17 protein-coding genes and 1 other annotated feature are annotated in these 18,395 nt (G+C 43.3%); of the genes, 2 read left to right on the forward strand and 15 right to left on the reverse strand.

What is annotated here, in order from left to right:
• Nucleotides 1–34: 34 nt before the first annotated feature.
• The 4 genes from sigE to NQ503_RS12670 all read right to left on the reverse strand — a co-directional run bounded on the left by sigE (nucleotide 35) and on the right by NQ503_RS12670 (nucleotide 7,928).
• Nucleotides 35–766, reverse strand: a complete 732-nt coding sequence (gene sigE / locus NQ503_RS12655; RefSeq protein WP_005428600.1) for an RNA polymerase sporulation sigma factor SigE — start codon at nucleotides 764–766, stop codon at nucleotides 35–37.
• Nucleotides 767–778: 12 nt separating this feature from the next.
• Complete coding sequence (locus NQ503_RS12660; RefSeq protein WP_005428598.1) at nucleotides 779–1,630, reverse strand: sigma-E processing peptidase SpoIIGA; 852 nt, start codon at nucleotides 1,628–1,630, stop codon at nucleotides 779–781.
• A 168-nt stretch (nucleotides 1,631–1,798) separates the two neighbouring features.
• Nucleotides 1,799–3,760, reverse strand: coding sequence for a threonine--tRNA ligase (gene thrS, locus NQ503_RS12665; protein WP_055065989.1), 1,962 nt, complete (start codon nucleotides 3,758–3,760; stop codon nucleotides 1,799–1,801).
• 102 nt (nucleotides 3,761–3,862) lie between these two features.
• Nucleotides 3,863–4,074, reverse strand: a binding site (T-box leader).
• Between the two features lie 95 nt (nucleotides 4,075–4,169).
• Entirely contained in the window at nucleotides 4,170–7,928 is a 3,759-nt protein-coding gene (locus tag NQ503_RS12670) for a phosphoribosylformylglycinamidine synthase (protein WP_044926374.1), read from the reverse strand.
• 163 nt (nucleotides 7,929–8,091) lie between these two features.
• Between NQ503_RS12670 and NQ503_RS12675 the strand changes: the two genes are divergently transcribed.
• The gene (locus NQ503_RS12675) at nucleotides 8,092–8,964 is read left to right on the forward strand and encodes a LysR family transcriptional regulator (protein WP_055056353.1); all 873 of its coding nucleotides are present in this window, start codon (nucleotides 8,092–8,094) and stop codon (nucleotides 8,962–8,964) included.
• A gap of 67 nt (nucleotides 8,965–9,031) precedes the next feature.
• Here NQ503_RS12675 and NQ503_RS12680 read toward each other — a convergent pair whose 3' ends face one another.
• The 5 genes from NQ503_RS12680 to yedF all read right to left on the reverse strand — a co-directional run bounded on the left by NQ503_RS12680 (nucleotide 9,032) and on the right by yedF (nucleotide 11,503).
• Nucleotides 9,032–9,868: an Mrp/NBP35 family ATP-binding protein gene (locus tag NQ503_RS12680; protein ID WP_022388242.1), complete on the reverse strand. Its 837-nt coding sequence runs from the start codon at nucleotides 9,866–9,868 to the stop codon at nucleotides 9,032–9,034.
• 66 nt (nucleotides 9,869–9,934) lie between these two features.
• The gene (locus tag NQ503_RS12685) at nucleotides 9,935–10,282 is read right to left on the reverse strand and encodes a metal-sensing transcriptional repressor (protein ID WP_005428590.1); all 348 of its coding nucleotides are present in this window, start codon (nucleotides 10,280–10,282) and stop codon (nucleotides 9,935–9,937) included.
• Nucleotides 10,283–10,378: 96 nt separating this feature from the next.
• Entirely contained in the window at nucleotides 10,379–10,606 is a 228-nt protein-coding gene (locus tag NQ503_RS12690) for a hypothetical protein (RefSeq protein ID WP_022388241.1), read from the reverse strand.
• 40 nt (nucleotides 10,607–10,646) lie between these two features.
• Nucleotides 10,647–10,859 carry a putative Se/S carrier protein gene (locus NQ503_RS12695; protein WP_237976551.1) on the reverse strand — a complete coding sequence of 71 codons (213 nt, stop codon included), beginning with the start codon at nucleotides 10,857–10,859 and terminating at the stop codon, nucleotides 10,647–10,649.
• A 20-nt stretch (nucleotides 10,860–10,879) separates the two neighbouring features.
• Nucleotides 10,880–11,503 carry a sulfurtransferase-like selenium metabolism protein YedF gene (gene yedF / locus NQ503_RS12700; RefSeq protein ID WP_081017226.1) on the reverse strand — a complete coding sequence of 208 codons (624 nt, stop codon included), beginning with the start codon at nucleotides 11,501–11,503 and terminating at the stop codon, nucleotides 10,880–10,882.
• Between the two features lie 227 nt (nucleotides 11,504–11,730).
• Here yedF and NQ503_RS12705 point away from each other — a divergent pair, with 227 nt between their 5' ends.
• Nucleotides 11,731–12,303 (forward strand): xanthine phosphoribosyltransferase, encoded by a 573-nt coding sequence (locus NQ503_RS12705; RefSeq protein WP_005428586.1) that lies wholly within the window; start codon nucleotides 11,731–11,733, stop codon nucleotides 12,301–12,303.
• A 68-nt stretch (nucleotides 12,304–12,371) separates the two neighbouring features.
• On the opposite strand, the gene NQ503_RS12710 is transcribed toward NQ503_RS12705, so the two are convergent.
• The 6 genes from NQ503_RS12710 to NQ503_RS12735 all read right to left on the reverse strand — a co-directional run bounded on the left by NQ503_RS12710 (nucleotide 12,372) and on the right by NQ503_RS12735 (nucleotide 18,378).
• Nucleotides 12,372–13,844 (reverse strand): substrate-binding domain-containing protein, encoded by a 1,473-nt coding sequence (locus tag NQ503_RS12710; protein WP_005428585.1) that lies wholly within the window; start codon nucleotides 13,842–13,844, stop codon nucleotides 12,372–12,374.
• Nucleotides 13,845–13,857: 13 nt separating this feature from the next.
• On the reverse strand, nucleotides 13,858–14,481 hold the full coding sequence (locus NQ503_RS12715) for a WCX domain-containing protein (protein ID WP_117627863.1): 624 nt from the start codon (nucleotides 14,479–14,481) through the stop codon (nucleotides 13,858–13,860).
• A gap of 71 nt (nucleotides 14,482–14,552) precedes the next feature.
• Nucleotides 14,553–15,281: a type 1 glutamine amidotransferase gene (locus tag NQ503_RS12720; protein WP_005428574.1), complete on the reverse strand. Its 729-nt coding sequence runs from the start codon at nucleotides 15,279–15,281 to the stop codon at nucleotides 14,553–14,555.
• The gene (locus NQ503_RS12725) at nucleotides 15,278–16,615 is read right to left on the reverse strand and encodes a MurT ligase domain-containing protein (RefSeq protein ID WP_005428572.1); all 1,338 of its coding nucleotides are present in this window, start codon (nucleotides 16,613–16,615) and stop codon (nucleotides 15,278–15,280) included. Before NQ503_RS12725 ends, NQ503_RS12720 begins: the two co-directional genes overlap by 4 nt.
• Before the next feature lie 172 nt (nucleotides 16,616–16,787).
• Complete coding sequence (locus NQ503_RS12730) at nucleotides 16,788–17,324, reverse strand: bL17 family ribosomal protein (protein WP_044926372.1); 537 nt, start codon at nucleotides 17,322–17,324, stop codon at nucleotides 16,788–16,790.
• Nucleotides 17,325–17,418: 94 nt separating this feature from the next.
• The gene (locus NQ503_RS12735) at nucleotides 17,419–18,378 is read right to left on the reverse strand and encodes a DNA-directed RNA polymerase subunit alpha (RefSeq protein WP_044926370.1); all 960 of its coding nucleotides are present in this window, start codon (nucleotides 18,376–18,378) and stop codon (nucleotides 17,419–17,421) included.
• Nucleotides 18,379–18,395 lie beyond the last annotated feature (17 nt).

Genomic DNA, 18,395 nt, shown 5'->3' on the forward strand with positions numbered 1-18,395 from the left:
CTATGTATATGCAGCGGTATGGCTTCTTACTACCTTACTCATACTTTACGATTTCTTTTTTCAGACGTTTCATAATCCGTTTCTCCAGTCTGGAAATATAGGACTGAGAGATTCCAAGAAGATCTGCGACTTCTTTCTGCGTCTTCTCTTTTCCGTCGGCATTGTTCAGTCCAAAACGCAGCCGTATGATCGTCTGTTCTCTTGGTGACAGTTTGTTGATTGCTTTTCCCAGAAGTGTGATTTCCACTTCATCCTCCAGTTTCCTGGATATCACATCATCATCAGTTCCAAGAATATCCGAAAGAAGCAGTTCATTGCCATCCCAGTCCACATTCAATGGTTCATCAATAGATACTTCCATTCTCGTCTTACTGTTTCGCCGCAGATACATCAGAATCTCATTTTCAATACAACGTGATGCATATGTCGCCAGTTTGATATTCTTTACCGGGTTGAATGTATTGATAGCCTTGATCAGACCGATCGTCCCGATCGAGATCAGGTCTTCCACTCCAACTCCTGTGTTATCGAATTTTCTTGCAATATAAACGACGAGTCTGAGATTATGCTCAATCAGCAGGGATCTGGCTTCCTGCTCCTGATCTGTTTTGAGTCTGCTGATCACATATGCTTCTCTTTTTGGCTCCAGTGGTGCCGGAAGCACATCACTTCCTCCAATATAATAAAGCTCTCTCGATCTTGAAAGAACTAATTTCTGAAAAACCTGAAACGGACGATAATCCACTCCTGCTGCCGATCTGCTCATATCCTGCCCCTCCTAATGCAATAATCTGGAATTCAATATCACTTTGTATTCCTTTCCCAAAGCAAAAGGTTCTGAAGACAATGCAAACACCGGTTCGGATACATGGATCCGCTCTCCCGGAATCTGAATACAAAGATCCTCCAATGTCACTGCCAGAATCAGCTGCACTTCCCGTCCTACGGTCTGGAAGGACAGATAGTGTGGTTTCAGGTCAGCGATCTCTGTACTTTCAATCTCCTCCGGTCTTTCTTTAAGATGCAGCAGCCTGTCTGTCAGCTCCTCACTCAGAAGACTTCGAAGTATTTCCGGATCTGCCACCGAAACCGGTGCTCCAGTCACTGTATCACACAGACGGTTTCCTGTATCATACAGACCATACGTCTCCTGCAGCTGTCCGTGATATTTCAGGGCAACCGGATAGATATGTTCTCTGGATTCTTTTATTTGTTCCATCAGGCAGATCATCAGACTTAACCCTCCATAAGTCACAGCCGCACACGATAAAAAAAACACAGCCGTCACTCTTCTGTTTTCTGATACCGCCATCCAGAAACCACCGGTCAGAAATGTCATTCCAAAGAAAAACAGTGCGGCTCCGGTCATGTGCTTCACATCCTGGATCTCATATGCGATCCATATCATGAACACAGCACAGACTACTCGAAGAACTATGGTCAGTACCCCTGTTTTTCCTGGTCGTACATAAAGATTCAGACACGCAAAAAGAGCTCCGACCGCTGCCGCCGCCAGACATCTTCGTCTGCTGTTCTTTCTCCTCAGAACAATTCCTGTAAGTCTCAGAAGAATATAATCCATCAGAAGATTCGCAGCAAACACAATATCTATGTACACTTCCTGATGCATACAAAAAGCCCCCTGCCGCCTATAGATCCTTCACTTTGGTAAGTGAACTCATTATAGGTGACAGAGGGCGCAGATTTTGTCAAAACAGCGTGTCGTATCCCAGGAACTTATCGACACAAAAAGAGGAAGGCATTTCGCCTCCCTCTGATAGGATCTTACACAGACCGATTATTTTTTCTCTTCCTCTACTTCGATCTTGCGGATTGTTTTATTTTTGATTTCTTCTTTGATTGCTGCAATGAATTCTCCGAGGTCTTTCATTCCTTCATCACCAAGGTAACGGCTTCTTACGGAAACCTTGCCCTCTTCCTCTTCTTTTGCACCAACTACAAGCATGTACGGTACTCTTTCCAGACGTGCTTCACGGATCTTGTAGCCCATCTTTTCGGAACGTCTGTCAACGGAGCAGCGGATGCCTGCTTCTTTCATCTGTGCTTCTACTTTGTCAGCATAAGCATTGAATTTTTCGGAGATCGGGATCACACGAACCTGCTCCGGACACAGCCATGTCGGGAACATTCCTGCGTATTTTTCGATCAGCCATGCAAGTGTTCTTTCATAGCATCCCATGGATGTACGATGGATGATGCATGGACGTTTCTTGTCGCCATTTTCGTCGATATAGTACATATCGAACTGTTCAGCAAGAAGTGCATCCCACTGGATTGTGATCATTGTATCTTCTTTGCCATATACGTTCTTAGCATTGATGTCAACCTTCGGTCCGTAGAATGCTGCTTCTCCGACATCCTCTGTGAATGGGATGTTCAGTTCTTCGAGCATCTGACGGATATCTTCTTCTGTCTCATTCCATACTTCCGGCTCACCGATGTATTTTTCTCTATTATTCGGATCCCATTTGGACAGATGATAGGTTACATCTTCCTCAACGCCAAGAACCTGCAGGCAATACTGAGCAAGTGCGATACAGTCTTTGAATTCTTTGACCATCTGGTCTGGTCTTACGATCAGATGTCCCTCAGAGATTGTAAACTGACGAACTCGTGTCAGACCATGCATCTCACCGGAGTCCTCATTACGGAACAGTGTGGATGTTTCGCCGTAACGAAGCGGCAGATCACGGTAGCTGTGCTGTTCTGCTTTGTATACATAGTACTGGAATGGACATGTCATCGGACGAAGTGCAAATACTTCTTTGTCTGTCTCTTCATCACCAAGTACGAACATTCCGTCTTTGTAATGATCCCAGTGACCGGAAATCTTGTAAAGATCGCTCTTGGCCATCAGAGGAGTTTTTGTTCTTACGTAGCCACGTTTTGTCTCCTCATCTTCGATCCATCTCTGCAGTTCCTGCATCATGATAACACCGTTTGGCATGATCAGCGGAAGTCCCTGTCCGATTACATCTACAGTTGTAAAAATTTTCATCTCACGGCCAAGTTTATTGTGGTCACGTTTCTTTGCTTCTTCCATCTGCTCCAGATGTTCTTTGAGTTCATCTTTTGTAGCATATGCTGTTCCGTAGATACGTGTCAGCATTGCGTTCTTTTCGCTTCCTCTCCAGTAAGCACTGGAAGAAGAAAGAAGTTTGAATGCTTTTACGCCTTTTACGCTCATAAGGTGTGGTCCTGCGCAGAGGTCCGTCCAGTCACCCTGTGAATAGAAGGAGATTTCTTCGCCTTCCGGAAGGTCTTCGATCAGCTCAACTTTGTATGGTTCATTTTTCTCTTTGAAGAATGCGATCGCGTCTTCTCTTGATTTTGTGAAGCGCTCGATCTTTGCACCTTTTTTGATGATCTTTTTCATTTCTTTCTCGATTTCATCGAGATCCTCACGGGAGAATGGTTCGTGAGCGAAGTCATAATAAAATCCTGTATCAATAGAAGGTCCGATAGCAACTTTAGCTTCCGGATATAAGGTCTGTACTGCCTGTGCAAGTACATGGGAAGCTGTGTGACGAAGAACAGCAAGTCCTTTTTCGTCTTTTGCTGTGAGAATGTTCAGTTCGCAGTCGCTGTCAAGAACAGTACGAAGGTCTACAACTTCTCCGTTTACTTCGCCTGCGCATGCTGCACGTGCCAGTCCTTCGCTGATATCATAAGCGATGTCGATAACTGATTTTGCTTCGGAATACTCTTTTTTGGATCCGTCTTTCAATGTGATGATCATAATTTTGAACTCCTTTTTTGAATAAAATTTTAAAGTTTTCCACAGGGACGAGTAAGTTTTTCTTTTCTATACACAAAAGTCCCTTACAATACATCTCGTATTGTAAGGGACGAATAATCTACTCGCGGTTCCACCCTGCTTGCTACATCTGCCATATGGCAGCTCAGCCACTCTTATAAGATGGTAACGGAATCACCGGACCGGATTAGGGCCACTCGGAGATGGTCTTCAACTGCTTCCCGCTGAAATACTCTCAGCAAATGTATTTCTCTCTGGAGCCTTCCACAGTTTACTCTTCTCTTCAACGTGTTTCTTTATTCTGTTACCCATTATATCCACATGATTTCGGTTTGTCAATGCCTATTTTTCATTTTGGTCAGACCAATTTGGTGTATCCGTTTAAACCTGTTTATTTAAAGTACTCTACACCAGATTCGAAGATCTTGATATCCTGCTCGCCGTAGATGTTTACAGCCACTCCGTCGCCACGGCGTTCGCTGTGAGCCATCTTACCAAGGATACGTCCGTCCGGACTTGTGATACCTTCGATGTTCATGTAGGAACCATTTACGTTCCATTCTTCGTCTGCACTGAGTTCACCGGTTGGAGTTACATACTGAGTTGCAACCTGTCCGTTTGCGAAGAGTTTTGCAAGCCATTCATCGTTGGCAACAAAACGTCCTTCACCGTGGGATGCAGGGTTACAGTATACTCCGCCAAGCTGTGCTTTCTGGAGCCATGGAGACTTGTTGCTTACAACCTTGGTGTAAACCATCTTAGAGATATGACGTCCGATGGTGTTGAAGGTCAGTGTCGGGGAATCTGCTTTCTGTCCGCAGATCTCACCGTATGGTACCAGACCGAGTTTGATCAGAGCCTGGAATCCATTACAAATACCAAGTGCAAGACCGTCTCTCTCGTTGACAAGCTTCATAACTGCTTCTTTGATCTTTGCGTTCTGGAATGCAGTTGCAAAGAATTTCGCAGAGCCATCTGGTTCATCACCAGCGGAGAATCCACCTGGGAACATAATGATCTGAGCCTGGTCGATTGCTTTTGTGAAAAGTTCCACGGAATCATGGATATCTTCTGCTGTCAGGTTCTTGAATACTTTAACGTCAACCTCTGCACCAGCGCGTTCAAAAGCACGTGTGCTGTCGTATTCGCAGTTTGTTCCAGGGAATACCGGGATAAATACACGCGGTTTTGCAACTTTGTGTTTGCATACATAAATGTTTTCTGCATGGTACAGGTCATCTTTTGCCTGTTTTTCGTTGTCTTCGCCGGAAGTTGTCTTGAATACTCTTTCCAGAGTTCCCTTCCATGCTTCTTCAGCTTCTTTTTCAGTAATAACAGTATTTCCGTAAGAGAATTTACCGTCATCTGTAACTTCACCGATCAGTGTGTATGTGATGGAAAGCTGTCCGACTTTGTCTGCCGGAACTTCCATGATGATATCACCAAATCCTGGTGCGAAGAAGTCTCTTGGATCCAGGTTGTGTTCGATTTTCACACCGAGTGCATTACCGAAGGCCATCTTGGAAACAGCTGCTGCAATACCATGACGATCCAGTGCGTAAGCGGAAACAACTTTTCCAGCCTGGATATCATTGTGGAGTTTTTCGTACTGATCCATGATTCCTGCGTAATCCGGCAAATCGTACTGATCACGCGGTGCGCGGAGCCATACAAGTTTGTTTCCTGCTTTTTTGAGTTCAGGTGTGATCACGTCCTGGATCTTGGCTACGTCTACTGCAAAGGAAACAAGTGTCGGAGGTACGTCGATCTCATTGAAGGTACCGGACATACTGTCTTTACCACCGATGGACGGAAGTCCGAATCCCATCTGTGCTGCATAGGCACCAAGGAGTGCGGAGAATGGCTGGCTCCATCTCTTTGGATCTTCGGTCATACGACGGAAGTATTCCTGGAATGTGAAGCGGATCTTCTTGTAATCACCACCTGTAGCTACGATTCTTGCTACAGATTCTGTTACTGCGTAAGCAGCTCCGTGATATGGACTCCAGGAAGAAAGATATGGATCAAAGCCGTAACTCATCATGGTAACTGTATCAGTTTTTCCGTTCTGTACCGGAACTTTTGCAACCATGCTCTGTGTTTCTGTAAGCTGATACTGACCACCGTATGGCATAAATACGCTGCCTGCACCGATAGAACCGTCGAACATTTCAACGAGGCCTTTCTGGGAGCATACGTTGAGGTCAGCAAGTGTCTCCAGCCATTTTGCCTTAACATCGACAACGTCTGGTCTTTCTTCGAAAAGGTTTCCGTCTTTGTTCGGGATCTCAACCTCTACAGTTGTTTCCTGATGTGCACCGTTGGTATCAAGGAATGCACGGGAAATGTTAACGATCTCTTTGCCTCTCCATGTAAGAACAAGGCGTGGCTCTTCGGTAACGACTGCAACCGGGATTGCTTCGAGGTTTTCTTCGTTTGCAAAGCCAAGGAATTTGTCAACATCTTTTGGATCTACAACAACTGCCATACGCTCCTGGGATTCAGAGATTGCGATCTCTGTTCCGTCAAGGCCGGCATATTTTTTCGGAACTTTGTCAAGATCTACGCGAAGTCCATCTGCAAGCTCACCGATGGCAACGGATACACCGCCTGCACCAAAGTCGTTACATTTTTTGATGATGTAGCTGACTTCTTCACGTCTGAACATACGCTGGATCTTACGCTCTGTAGGTGCGTTACCTTTCTGTACTTCTGCACCGCAGACTTCGATGGAAGCCTCTGTGTGTACCTTGGAGGAACCTGTTGCACCACCGATACCGTCACGGCCGGTACGTCCTCCCAGAAGGATGATGATATCTCCCGGATCGGAGTTTTCACGGATAACGGCACGTCTCGGAGCTGCACCCATAACGGCACCAATCTCCATACGTTTCGCAACGTAGTCCGGATGATAGATTTCTTTGACATAGCCGGTAGCCAGACCGATCTGGTTACCATATGAGCTGTATCCATGAGCAGCACTTCTGACCAGTTTCTTCTGCGGAAGTTTACCTTTGAGCGTTTCTTTTACAGATACAGTCGGATCAGCAGCACCTGTCACACGCATTGCCTGATATACATAAGTACGTCCGGAAAGCGGGTCGCGGATTGCACCGCCAAGGCAGGTAGCAGCACCACCAAATGGCTCGATCTCTGTCGGATGGTTGTGTGTCTCATTCTTAAAGTTGATAAGCCACTCTTCCTCTTTGCCATCTACATCTACCGGTACAACAATACTGCAGGCATTGATCTCATCGGATTCTTCCTGATCAGCCAGTTTTCCTTCGGATTTGAGTTTTTTCATTGCCATCAGAGCAAGATCCATCAGGCAGACAAATTTATCATCACGGCCTTTGTAGAGAACTTCTCTGTCAGCAAGGTATTTTTCGTATGTTTTTACGATTGGTTCTTTGTAGTCACCTTCATCGAACTTCACGTCTGTAAGTTCTGTGGAGAATGTGGTATGACGGCAGTGATCAGACCAGTAGGTATCAAGTACTCGGATCTCTGTCATGGAAGGATCACGTTTTTCTTCGTTTTTGAAGTAGTTCTGGATGTGCTGGAAATCCTTGAAGGTCATCGCAAGATTCAGTGAATCATACAGTGCTTTGAGATCTGCTTCCGGCATATCTTTAAAGCCGTCAAAAATTTTGACATCCTCTGGTTCCGGGAATACGGTAACCAGTGTTTCCGGTTTTTCAAGTCCTGTCTCACGGGAGTCTACCGGGTTGATGCAGTGATGTTTGATCGCATCAAATTCTTCGTCTGTTACATTTCCTTCTATTACATAAGTTGTTGCAGAACGGATGATCGGCTGTGAATCTCCATCGAGAAACTGTACACACTGTACAGCGGAATCTGCTCTCTGGTCAAACTGTCCCGGAAGATATTCTACAGAAAAAATCTTTGCACCTTCTGCAGCTTCAAATTTCTCAAGATACAGATCATCTACCGGTGGCTCTGCAAATACAGTTCTGCATGCTTTTTCAAAAACTTCATCTGAAATATTTTCTACATCATAACGGATCAGCACTCTTACATTTGTTGCGGATTTAATTCCGAGATAGCTGCTGATCTCATGCTTTAATTCTTTTGCCTGTACGGCGTAGGCTGGTTTCTTTTCTACATAAACGCGTCTTACGTTGCTCATTAGAAACTCCTTTCCTTTGTGCATTATGTTATTATGTACTTGTCGAATTACTGAGTTTATAGTATCATAAGAATCATCATTAGTAAAATTAATATATCTTATATCTTTTATAAGTTATACTAATTTATATTTGCAACTCTCTTTGAAAAGGAAGTCGGATCTTATGGATATCAATCTTGAATTATATAAAGTTTTTTATTATGTTGCTACTACTCTCAGTTTCTCTGAAGCATCCCGTGAACTTTTTATCTCACAGTCTGCAGTCAGCCAGTCCATCAAAACACTGGAAAAAAAGCTGAATCACACACTTTTTATCCGCAGCACAAAAAAAGTCCTCCTTACCCCGGAAGGAGAACTTCTGTTGCAACATGTAAAACCCGCAATACAGATGCTGGATGAGGGAGAATCCCTTCTTTCCGGCGACAATATGCTCAAAGGCCAGCTCCGCATCGGTGCCAGTGATACGATCTGCCGCTATTATCTAATTCATTACCTCCAAAAATTCCATCAGGAATTCCCGGATGTCCGGATCAAAGTCACCAACAGTACTTCGATCGGCTGTGCAGAACTGCTGGAAAAAGGACAGGTTGACCTGATCGTCTGCAACTCTCCGAATTCCCGTCTTGGCAATCATATGAATGTAAAAGTCCTTCGTGATTTTCGGGATATTTTTGTCGGAAATCCCGACTGTTTTTCTCCCGAAGAGATACCATGTGAACTCAAAACACTATTAAAACAACCTATTCTGATGCTTTCTTCCAAAAGTACCACCAGTGAATACCTGCATCAGATGTTTGCAACACATGGGCTGAATCTGCTGCCGGAAGTCGAACTGAACAGCAATGATCTGTTGATGGATCTTGCCCGCATTGGTCTTGGCATTGCCTGTATTCCGGATTATATGCTAAACCCCGACGATTCACTGAAACCCATTCCTCTTGCAGATCCACTCCCCCCCAGACAGCTTGTCCTCGTTCAGCATGACAGTCTTCCACTTTCCCAGGCTGCTGAACGATTTCTGGATATGTTCTCATAACGTAAAAAGTCCCGACAATCAGGAAATTTATGATTCCATAACTGTCGGGATTTTCTTGTCTGCGGTTTTATTCTGGCATTACTTCTACTGCTTTTGTGATGTATTCGTTATCGATCTGATCAAATGCTCCGCTGTCTGCTTTGGATGCATACTCCATATCGATCGGCATCTTGCCTACGACCGGTACATTCAGTTCTGCTGCAATTTCCTCAATATGACTTTCACCAAAGATCTTGAGTTCCTTGCCGCAGTCTGGACATTTCACATAACTGTAGTTTTCTACGATTCCAAGTACCGGGATCTTCATCATTTCAGCCATATTATAAGCTTTCTTTACAATCATCTTCACCAAATCCTGCGGGGAGCTTACGATCACGATTCCGTCAACCGGAAGGGACTGGAATACAGTAAGCGGCACATCACCTGTTCCCGGAGGCATATCTACAAAGAGATAGTCGATCTTGTCCCAGACAACATCTGTCCAGAACTGTTTTACCATGTTTGCAAGAACCGGTCCTCTCCAGATAACCGGAGTATCTTCCGTTGGAAGAAGAAGGTTGATGGACATAACCTTGATTCCGTTTGCTGTCTCCATCGGATAGATGCCGTTGTCATCTGCCTGGGCAGCGCCTGTGAGGCCGTACATCTTTGGAATGGAAGGTCCGGTGATGTCAGCATCCAGAATACCAACTTTGTATCCTTTGGCTGCCATTGCATTTGCAAGGGAACCTGTAACAAAGGATTTTCCTACGCCGCCCTTACCGCTGACAACGCCGATCACATGTTTTACATCTGAAAAAACATTCTGTTCTGCCATAAAATTCTGCGGATTACTCTTTTCTTTGCTTGCGCATCCCTCGCAGCTTGATTTGCCGCAGGAACCGCTGTTACTGCATTCTGCCATTTCTATATACTCCTTTGATTTCCGGTCATACACGCCTTGTCTGTCCAGACTGTATAACCTGTATTCTTATTTCATAAATCTGTCGATTGCACGTTCCAGTTCTTTGATCGCATCCTTATCGCCATGCTCTACCGCATCTACGATACAGTGCTCAATATGATCCTGAAGAATGATCTTACCTGTATTATTAATAGCAGATTTCACTGCTGAAAGCTGAATCAGTACCTCTGAACAGTCTCTGCCGTCTTCTACCATACGTTTTATTGATTCCAGGTGTCCAATGGCTCTCGACAGACGGTTCAAAACTGCTTTCGTCTGCGCATGGCTGTGATGATGTCCATGTTCTCCATGGGAATGTTCCAGGATCGTCCCATCTTCCAGTACGTGTACATGGGTTTCTTTTGTTTCACTCATGTCTGCTCCTCTCAGGTTTCATCTCGATACGGATTTACAGACTGCATGATTGCAATATAGTATCTGCAGTCCTGAACTTGTATTATACCACACTTTCTAAATTTCTGTAAAGGAACATCTCTGTTTTATCTGCGACGTAACAATGTCAAAGATGATCGTTCCATCGTTAAGAACTGTTTTGTCATAAGAAACCTCTTTTCCCTGGAATTTCTTTTTTATATATTCCTCAGGATCCTCAATTTCCACTTCTTCTACAAATACATCCCTCATCTGGTTTCTGGGACATTTGTTAAAAATCTCCCAAATTACTTCATACTCTTTCATACTCTCTCCAAACGCATCACGGTTATCCATTGTTGCTGATCTAAATATCCAGCAGCCATTTGCCTTCGATCTCATCTTCAAATTCAAGTTCAACCTGAGTCAGACATTTCTCCTGCTCTGCCTCTACCGCCCAGGATAAGCCACAGCTTGCAGAAATTTCTCTCGGCACAGGGATCAGTCTTCCCGGAATCTTATGTTTTTTGCAAAATCTCTCTACAGCTATTGCCCCGCTTGTGCTGTGAAATGTCAGCAAATACCTTGGTATCTTCTGAATCATGGTTTTATAACTTTGGAAGCTTTTGCCATTGTCTCTACAATATCATACATATTGGTAACTTCTCCCACGCAGAGTTTCTCTGTCAGGCCATAGTAATTAAGGCAGGTTCCACAGGTCTTGATCGTCACTCCCTGTGCTTCCAGACTCTTCAGATCCTCCAGTGAATCAGAACCTTCTGTTGTCAGTGTTGCGCCTCCATTATAAAAAAGCATGGTCTTTGGAAGTTCATCCAGCTGTGTCACTGCAAAAAGGAATCCTTTCATCAGAACTTTGCCCAGTTCATCATTTCCTCTTCCCATTGTCGCTGTATCCACTGCGACCACGAAATCTCCTTTCACATCCGGAATGCAGGATACTTCTTCGGCCTTTGTGTCTGTCACCGGCTGACGGTCCTTCACACGAATGAACACATGAAATTCTTTGTCACTTTTTTTCTCGGAGAACACTTCTGCACCTGTATTTTTACCCATTCTGGTGAGATTCTGTACCGCTGTTTCATTATCGACCAATACTTCGATCTCGGCATCTCCCTGAATGCTGTCCAGAACTTTTTTTGTCTTTACTACAGGAATCGGGCACTGCTCTCCCATAGCATTGACCATATATCGCTGTCCGCTCATCTTACTTCCTCCTGTTTTATAATTTTCTGAAATTAATATCATTGTAGCAGACTCTTTTCTCTTTTGCAATGTCCGACCAAAATTGTCCAGTATAAAGGACATTTTCGCCTCCAATATTTTTGTAACTTTACATAAATTTTTGTCGAAAAGAATTGAACTTCTTCGAAGAATAGAGTATCATAGATATAATTTTAGAAAAAACGTTTACAGATCAAAGGAGAGAAATCATGCAGCTTTTAAAGGAGCGTATACTGAAAGATGGAATCGTAAAACCGGGTAATATTTTAAAGGTTGACAGTTTTTTAAATCATCAGATGGATATTACTCTCATCAATGAAATTGGCAAAGAATTTAAGAGACGTTTTGCCGATTGCCCGATTACAAAAATTCTCACAATTGAAGCTTCCGGCATTGGAATTGCCTGCATTGCCGCACAGTATTTTGATGTTCCTGTCGTTTTTGCAAAAAAAGCGCAGAGCCTGAACCTTGATGGAGAAATGTACTGTTCAAAGGTTGAATCCTTCACTCACAAAAAAGTCTATGATGTTATCTTATCCAAGAAATTCCTTGGACCGGAAGATCATGTACTTCTGATTGATGATTTCCTTGCAAACGGATGTGCACTGCTCGGTCTGATCGATATCGTCAAAAAATCCGGTGCAACCCTTGAAGGTGCCGGAATCGTTATCGAAAAAGGCTTTCAGAATGGTGGTCAGAAGATCCGTGATATGGGTGTAAGACTGGAATCTCTTGCAATTGTGGATTCCATGACTGATGATTCTTTGACTTTCCGTGAATAATCCCCAGACATAAAAAACTCCGAATTTTGCTTCGGAGTTTTTTTTATGTAATTTTACTGGTTATGATTTCAGTTTTTACTTTTTTCAGATTTTTTTAATGTCACCTTTGGTTTCGGAGTTGGTGTTGCCTTTTTTTCATCTTTCTGCTCCGGGGTTGGTGTCACAGTCTCTGTTGATTCTGCAGTTTCTGTCGGAGACGGTGTTACTGTCTCTGTTGGTCCTGCTGCATCTGTGGGTGTCGGCGTTACCGGTTCTTCTGTCGGTGTCGGCGTTGCCAACGGTTTCACTTCATCTTCTGTATAGTATCCATTATCAATCAGGATTTCATAATTCTCACCATCGATCAGCTGTGGCTCACAAAGATAGCTGGCTATGATCTTAATTCCATTATCATACTGTTCATAATCATTGACTTCCGGATCATCTTCCCCATGCAGATAAATGTTTACCATCTCTTCACACTGATCGGCAAGCTCTCTTCGATCCATAAAAATGCTGAACGTCTGTTTTCCCTCTGCAATTCTGCGAACACCTTCCTCATTGCATCCGGCACCACTGATCAACGGCCAGTTTTCGGTTCCCGGAACAAATCCAGCTTCTTCCAGAGCTTCTTCCGTTCCCATCGCAGCATCATCAAATCCGGTGCAGATAATATCCGGAACTGCACCATCTGGATAATATTCTGTAAGAATATCTGTCATTCTCGTTTTGGCGATCTCAGAACTCCAACGAAGAATTCCTGTATCATCGAAAGAGGTTTTGCCGGATTTACATATCAGTGTTCCATCATCGATATACGGTTGCAATGTTTCCATTACTCCATTATAGAGGAACAATGCCTGTGTATCATCCAGAGATCCCATAAAGAATTCTATTGTTTTTGATTCTTTCGCCTCCTGTACTTTGTCAAGTTCCTCACTGTCTATAATCTGTTTTGCTATCATCTGGCCCACCTGACGACCGCCAAATGTAACATAATATTTTATTCCATCCGTATTCATGATCAGATCATCATAGGAAATCACCGGTATCTCTATCTCTGCATCCTTTACATCTGCAAGTACATCTGCCAGACCATAAGGATCTACCGGGGCGATCACCATGGCAGATACCTCTTCGGCTGCCATCTGCTGGATCTGAGACACCTGTTTGGAGCTGTCATTATCTGCATAAAGAAGAATCGGATCATATCCGTCTTCTTCAAACTGTACTTCCAGTTCTTTTGCATCTCTCGTCCAGTTCTGTTCATCTGGAAGAAGTACTGCAATCTTTTCTCTGTTTTCTTCTGTTTCAGAAGCATCCTCTCCTGTTTCCTCAGCGTCTGTACCCTTCTCTGCTTTTTTATCTGTTTTCGTATCCGCTGTTTCATCAGTCTTCTTCTGGTCATCCTCTGCAGAATCAGCTGTTCTCTCTCCGGTTCCTTCCTTTTCGGTCTGTGCGCTTTCGCTGGCAGCCTCTGTTGCCTTGTTTTTACCACATCCGGTAAGCAATGTTCCCGTCAGAAGCACTCCCAGTAACATACATACTGCTTTTTTTTTCATGCTGTTTTCCTTTCTATACACCCTTATACTCTTTTGCAAGAGTTTTCAGATAATCACGGTAAGATGCTGCCGTTTTCTTTGGTTTCAGAATATGAACATCTTTTCCCATCATTGCCAGCCATCCGTAAAATTTTGGTCCTGCAATATGCGGCACCGTTACATGTAAATAGCCGGATTCTTTTAATTTGTACTCTCCATAACTGCCAAAGTACTCCCGGATCTCTTTTTCTCTGGAAGCATCACACTGCAGTTTCATTGCCTTCTCTGTGTTCTGAATTTCTTCTTTATCAAGTGTATTCTCTTTGTAAATGATCACTGGTTCTGATTTTTTTTCTGTCTCTGCATTTTTTGAAATCCCTGCTTCCTCTTTTGTGTGAACTGACTCCGGTGCCGCAGCAATTTCCTGTCCCCCGGCCAGATAATATCCACCTGGTCTGCCTCTTTTGTACTGAACATCCAGTCCAAATTCTCGAAGGGCTTCTATATCATCATAGATACTCTTTCTCTCTGCAGTGATTCCATATTCCAGAAGTTTATCAAGGATTTCCTGCATCGTCACTATCCGGCTTTCTCCTGTTCCCTGGAGAAGATGTTCAATCACCAGGATCTTCCCTTTCTGATTACGTGATTTTGCCATATTCATTCCCTCATTCTCTGTTTCCTGATCAGTTATTTATGCTTTTGTTACTTCAGGTACCTGCTTTACTTTTATTTATTTTCGTGCACAAAGCGATGCACGATATAATCATTGGCTTCCTTTTCCTGACTGTCATCCAATGGTGTCAGCACGGTCTCTTCGCCATATTTTTTCTTAAGTGCATGCTCAATGAGCCAGTCGGCAAGCTGCGGGTTCTTCGGAAGGAGGGGACCATGAAGATATGTTCCGATCACATTCTTGTAAACAACACCCTCATATCCGGATTTGCCATCATTTCCTGAACCATAAAGTACCTTACCCAATGGTTTGTTGTTATTGATACAGGTCCTGCCGCCATGATTCTCAAATCCTACGACCGGCATATCAAAAAGATCACTTTGCAGTACAATATTACTGATAAGACGTCCTTCTTCCTGTTCCGTATACATATCAACCAGGTCAAGTCCTGTGATCATTCCCTGCTCGGTCTTGTAATATTTTCCCAAAAGCTGGTATCCACCGCAGATTGCGATCACGACACCATTATCCTCAACATATGCCTTAAAGTCTTTTTGAATAGTCTTCAGTTTTTCACAGACCAACATTTGTTCCCGGTCAGATCCGCCTCCGAGAAGTACGATATCCAGCTTGGAAAAATCGATTGTATCATCGATTTCATAGGCAATAGTTTCCGCCTCAATACCACGCCATTGACAACGTTTCATTAAACATTGGATATTTCCTCTGTCGCCATACAGATTCAGAAGATCCGGATATAAATGACCTATTGTAAGTTTCATTTGTGTTCTCCCTCCAGTTTCTTCAGAATATTTCTGGTACTGAACAATGCGGTGTAGTTGACCAGTACATAAAGGTTTCCGGTTCCATCTTCTACACGGTCACGGATTGCCTTTTCTACATCAGCTTCCAGCACAGACGGGATATCCACATATTTCATTCGCAGACGCATATCCTGACAACGGATACCACTGACGGTAATAGAACGTACACTTTCATCGCTGAAACGGTCAAAATCGACATCCCAAAGCCAGGATATATCGATTCCATCCTGTGCATTATCATTGATCGCGATGATCACATCTTTTGGACTACGATCCTGCATGACTGCGGAAATATTCTGGTTAAATCCAGCCGGGTTCTTGGCAAGATTCAGGATCACACTGGTTCCTTTGATGCGGAACTGCTCCATTCTTCCATTCTCCGGATTAAATTTTTTCAGCATATCACTAAAATGTTCAGCCTTAAGTCCGGCTGTCCGGATTCCTGCATAAGCCGCCAGAATATTATATACATTATAAAATCCCTTATAATTCGCTACAATACGTCTGTTCTCAACAGAAAAAGAAAGCTGATCTCCTACTTTTACATCCTCTGCATCAAAGTCAGGTGTTGGACGCTTGAATCCGCATTTCGGACACCTGTAATCACCAAGCTGACTGTAATGATAAAAGCTGTACTGAAGTCTTTCCCCGCAGCATTTACAGAAACGTCCTTCCCGGATTTCGTTTGTTTCATTTTTCATGACCGGACGACTGATTCCGTAATAAATACATGCATTGCCACTGTCCTTGGCAAGATATGCCGACAGTGCATCATCACCATTTACGATCAGTTTCATGTCCGGAACTTTGCGGATCATTTCTTCGAGGATATTCATGGTAATATCAATCTCACCATAACGGTCCAGCTGATCTCGAAAAAGATTCGTCATAACCATATAATTCGGTTTGATCTTTGTAAAAATATGTCTGGTAGATGCCTCATCTACTTCAATACAGGCATAATCCGCATCAATATGTCCATTCATTCCGGCACCAAGTGCAAACGCAGCCACAACACCGTTCAGCATATTGGATCCGGTGTGATTGCAGATAACTTTGTTCCCTTCTTCCTCCAGAGCTGCACAGAGCATATTATTGGTAGTTGTCTTACCATTGGTTCCACAGACTACAAAAATGTCTTTCCGTACTTCTGCAGCAAGCTCCTGCAAAATCGGTGGATATATTTTTAATGCAATCTTTCCTGCCCAGGTAACACCCTGACGTCCCAGCAGCTTACAGCCGGCACCGGCAGCTTTTGCTGCCCAGATTGCTGCTATTCTTCGTATGTTCATAGTTTGTATCCTTTTGTTGCTGTATCTTCCGTCACAGCAATTCCTTTTTCTATAAATAGTGTTTGTAAATGATTTTACGCTAAAATGCGAAATTTATCAACCTTATGGAATAAATTAACGGGAATAAAAAAAGAGATGCCTCCGAAGAGACATCCCTTGATCATCATAAAGATTATACTAACTCAATGAGTACTTCCATTGCAGCGTCACCTTTACGCGGTCCAATCTTAACGATTCTTGTGTAACCACCGTTACGTCCAGCGTATTTAGGTGCGATTTCCTCGAACATCTTCTTAGTCATATCGATGTCTTTGGTATTTTTCTTTCTGCCAGCACCTTTTGCAGGTACTTCTTTAACAGAATAGAAAACTTTTGCCATCTGACGACGAGCGTGCAGTCTGGACGGAGCATCTTTAGTGATTTCTTTCTGCACTTCATCGTATACAGTAACTTTCTTACCGTCTACAACTTCTTTTACTCTCTTACCATCAGCATCTTTACGTGCAACTTTTGCAGTTACTGTAACTGTCTCAAAATTGTCTTTTTCACGTACTGCCATAGCGATAAGGCTTTCGGCGATCTTGCGAATTTCTTTTGCTTTTGCTTCAGTGGTAACGATTTTTCCGTGGTACAGAAGATTTGTCACCTGGTTTCTTAACAGAGCTTTTCTCTGATCAGAAGTTCTGCTTAATTTTCTATATTTTGCCATTTTATTTTCCTCCATCTACGGGACATCCATACATGCTTGTTCGGTCTTACTGTATAAATGCTTAGGCATCCCCGCTCATATTTGCTGAATGAAATTACTCTTCAGTCGGCTGAAGCTGTAATCCCAGTTCTTTCAGTTTAGCAAGTACTTCTTCTAAGGACTTACGACCAAGGTTACGAACCTTCATCATGTCATCAGAAGTTTTGTTGCAAAGTTCTTCTACTGTATTGATACCGGCTCTCTTCAGGCAGTTGTAAGAACGAACGGAAAGTTCAAGCTCATCAATGCTCATTTCAAGAACTTTTTCTTTTTCATTGTCTTCTTTCTCGATCATGACTTCTGCAGTCTTAGCATTCTCAGAAAGATCAATGAAAAGGCTGAGATGTTCGCTCAGTACCTTAGCAGCAAGGCTGACAGCCTCATCCGGATCCAATGTACCATTGGTATATACATCCAATGTAAGTTTATCGTAATCAGTGATCTGTCCAACACGGGTGTTCTGAACAATCATGTTTACTCGGTCAACCGGAGTATAGATTGCATCTACAGCGAGTACACCGATCGGCATATCGTCTGTTTTTCCCTTGTCAGCACTTACATATCCACGTCCACGTGTAATTGTAAGCTCCATAGCCAGTCTGCAGTCTTTGCCACCGTTCAGAGTAGCAATGACCTGATCTGGATTCATGATTTCGATATCCTGATCTGCCTGAATATCAGCAGCAGTTACGACACCTTTGCCCTCACACTCAATGTATGCGGTCTTTGGTTCATTGTCGGCACTGTTATTCTTGATAGCAAGGCTTTTCAGATTCATGATGATTTCTGAAACGTCCTCTTTCACGCCCGGAATAGAGCTGAATTCATGAAGGACTCCATCAATCTTAACCTGGCTGACTGCTGCTCCCGGGAGGGATGACAGCATAATTCTTCTGAGAGAATTACCAAGTGTAGTTCCATATCCTCTTTCCAGAGGTTCTACTACAAATCTGCCAAATTTTTTATCTTCGGAAATTTCCGTAATTTCGATTTTTGGTTTATTAAAATCAAACACTATAAGTCCCTCCTTCT

The organism is Blautia obeum ATCC 29174, assembly GCF_025147765.1.
Lineage (GTDB): Bacteria > Bacillota > Clostridia > Lachnospirales > Lachnospiraceae > Blautia_A > Blautia_A obeum.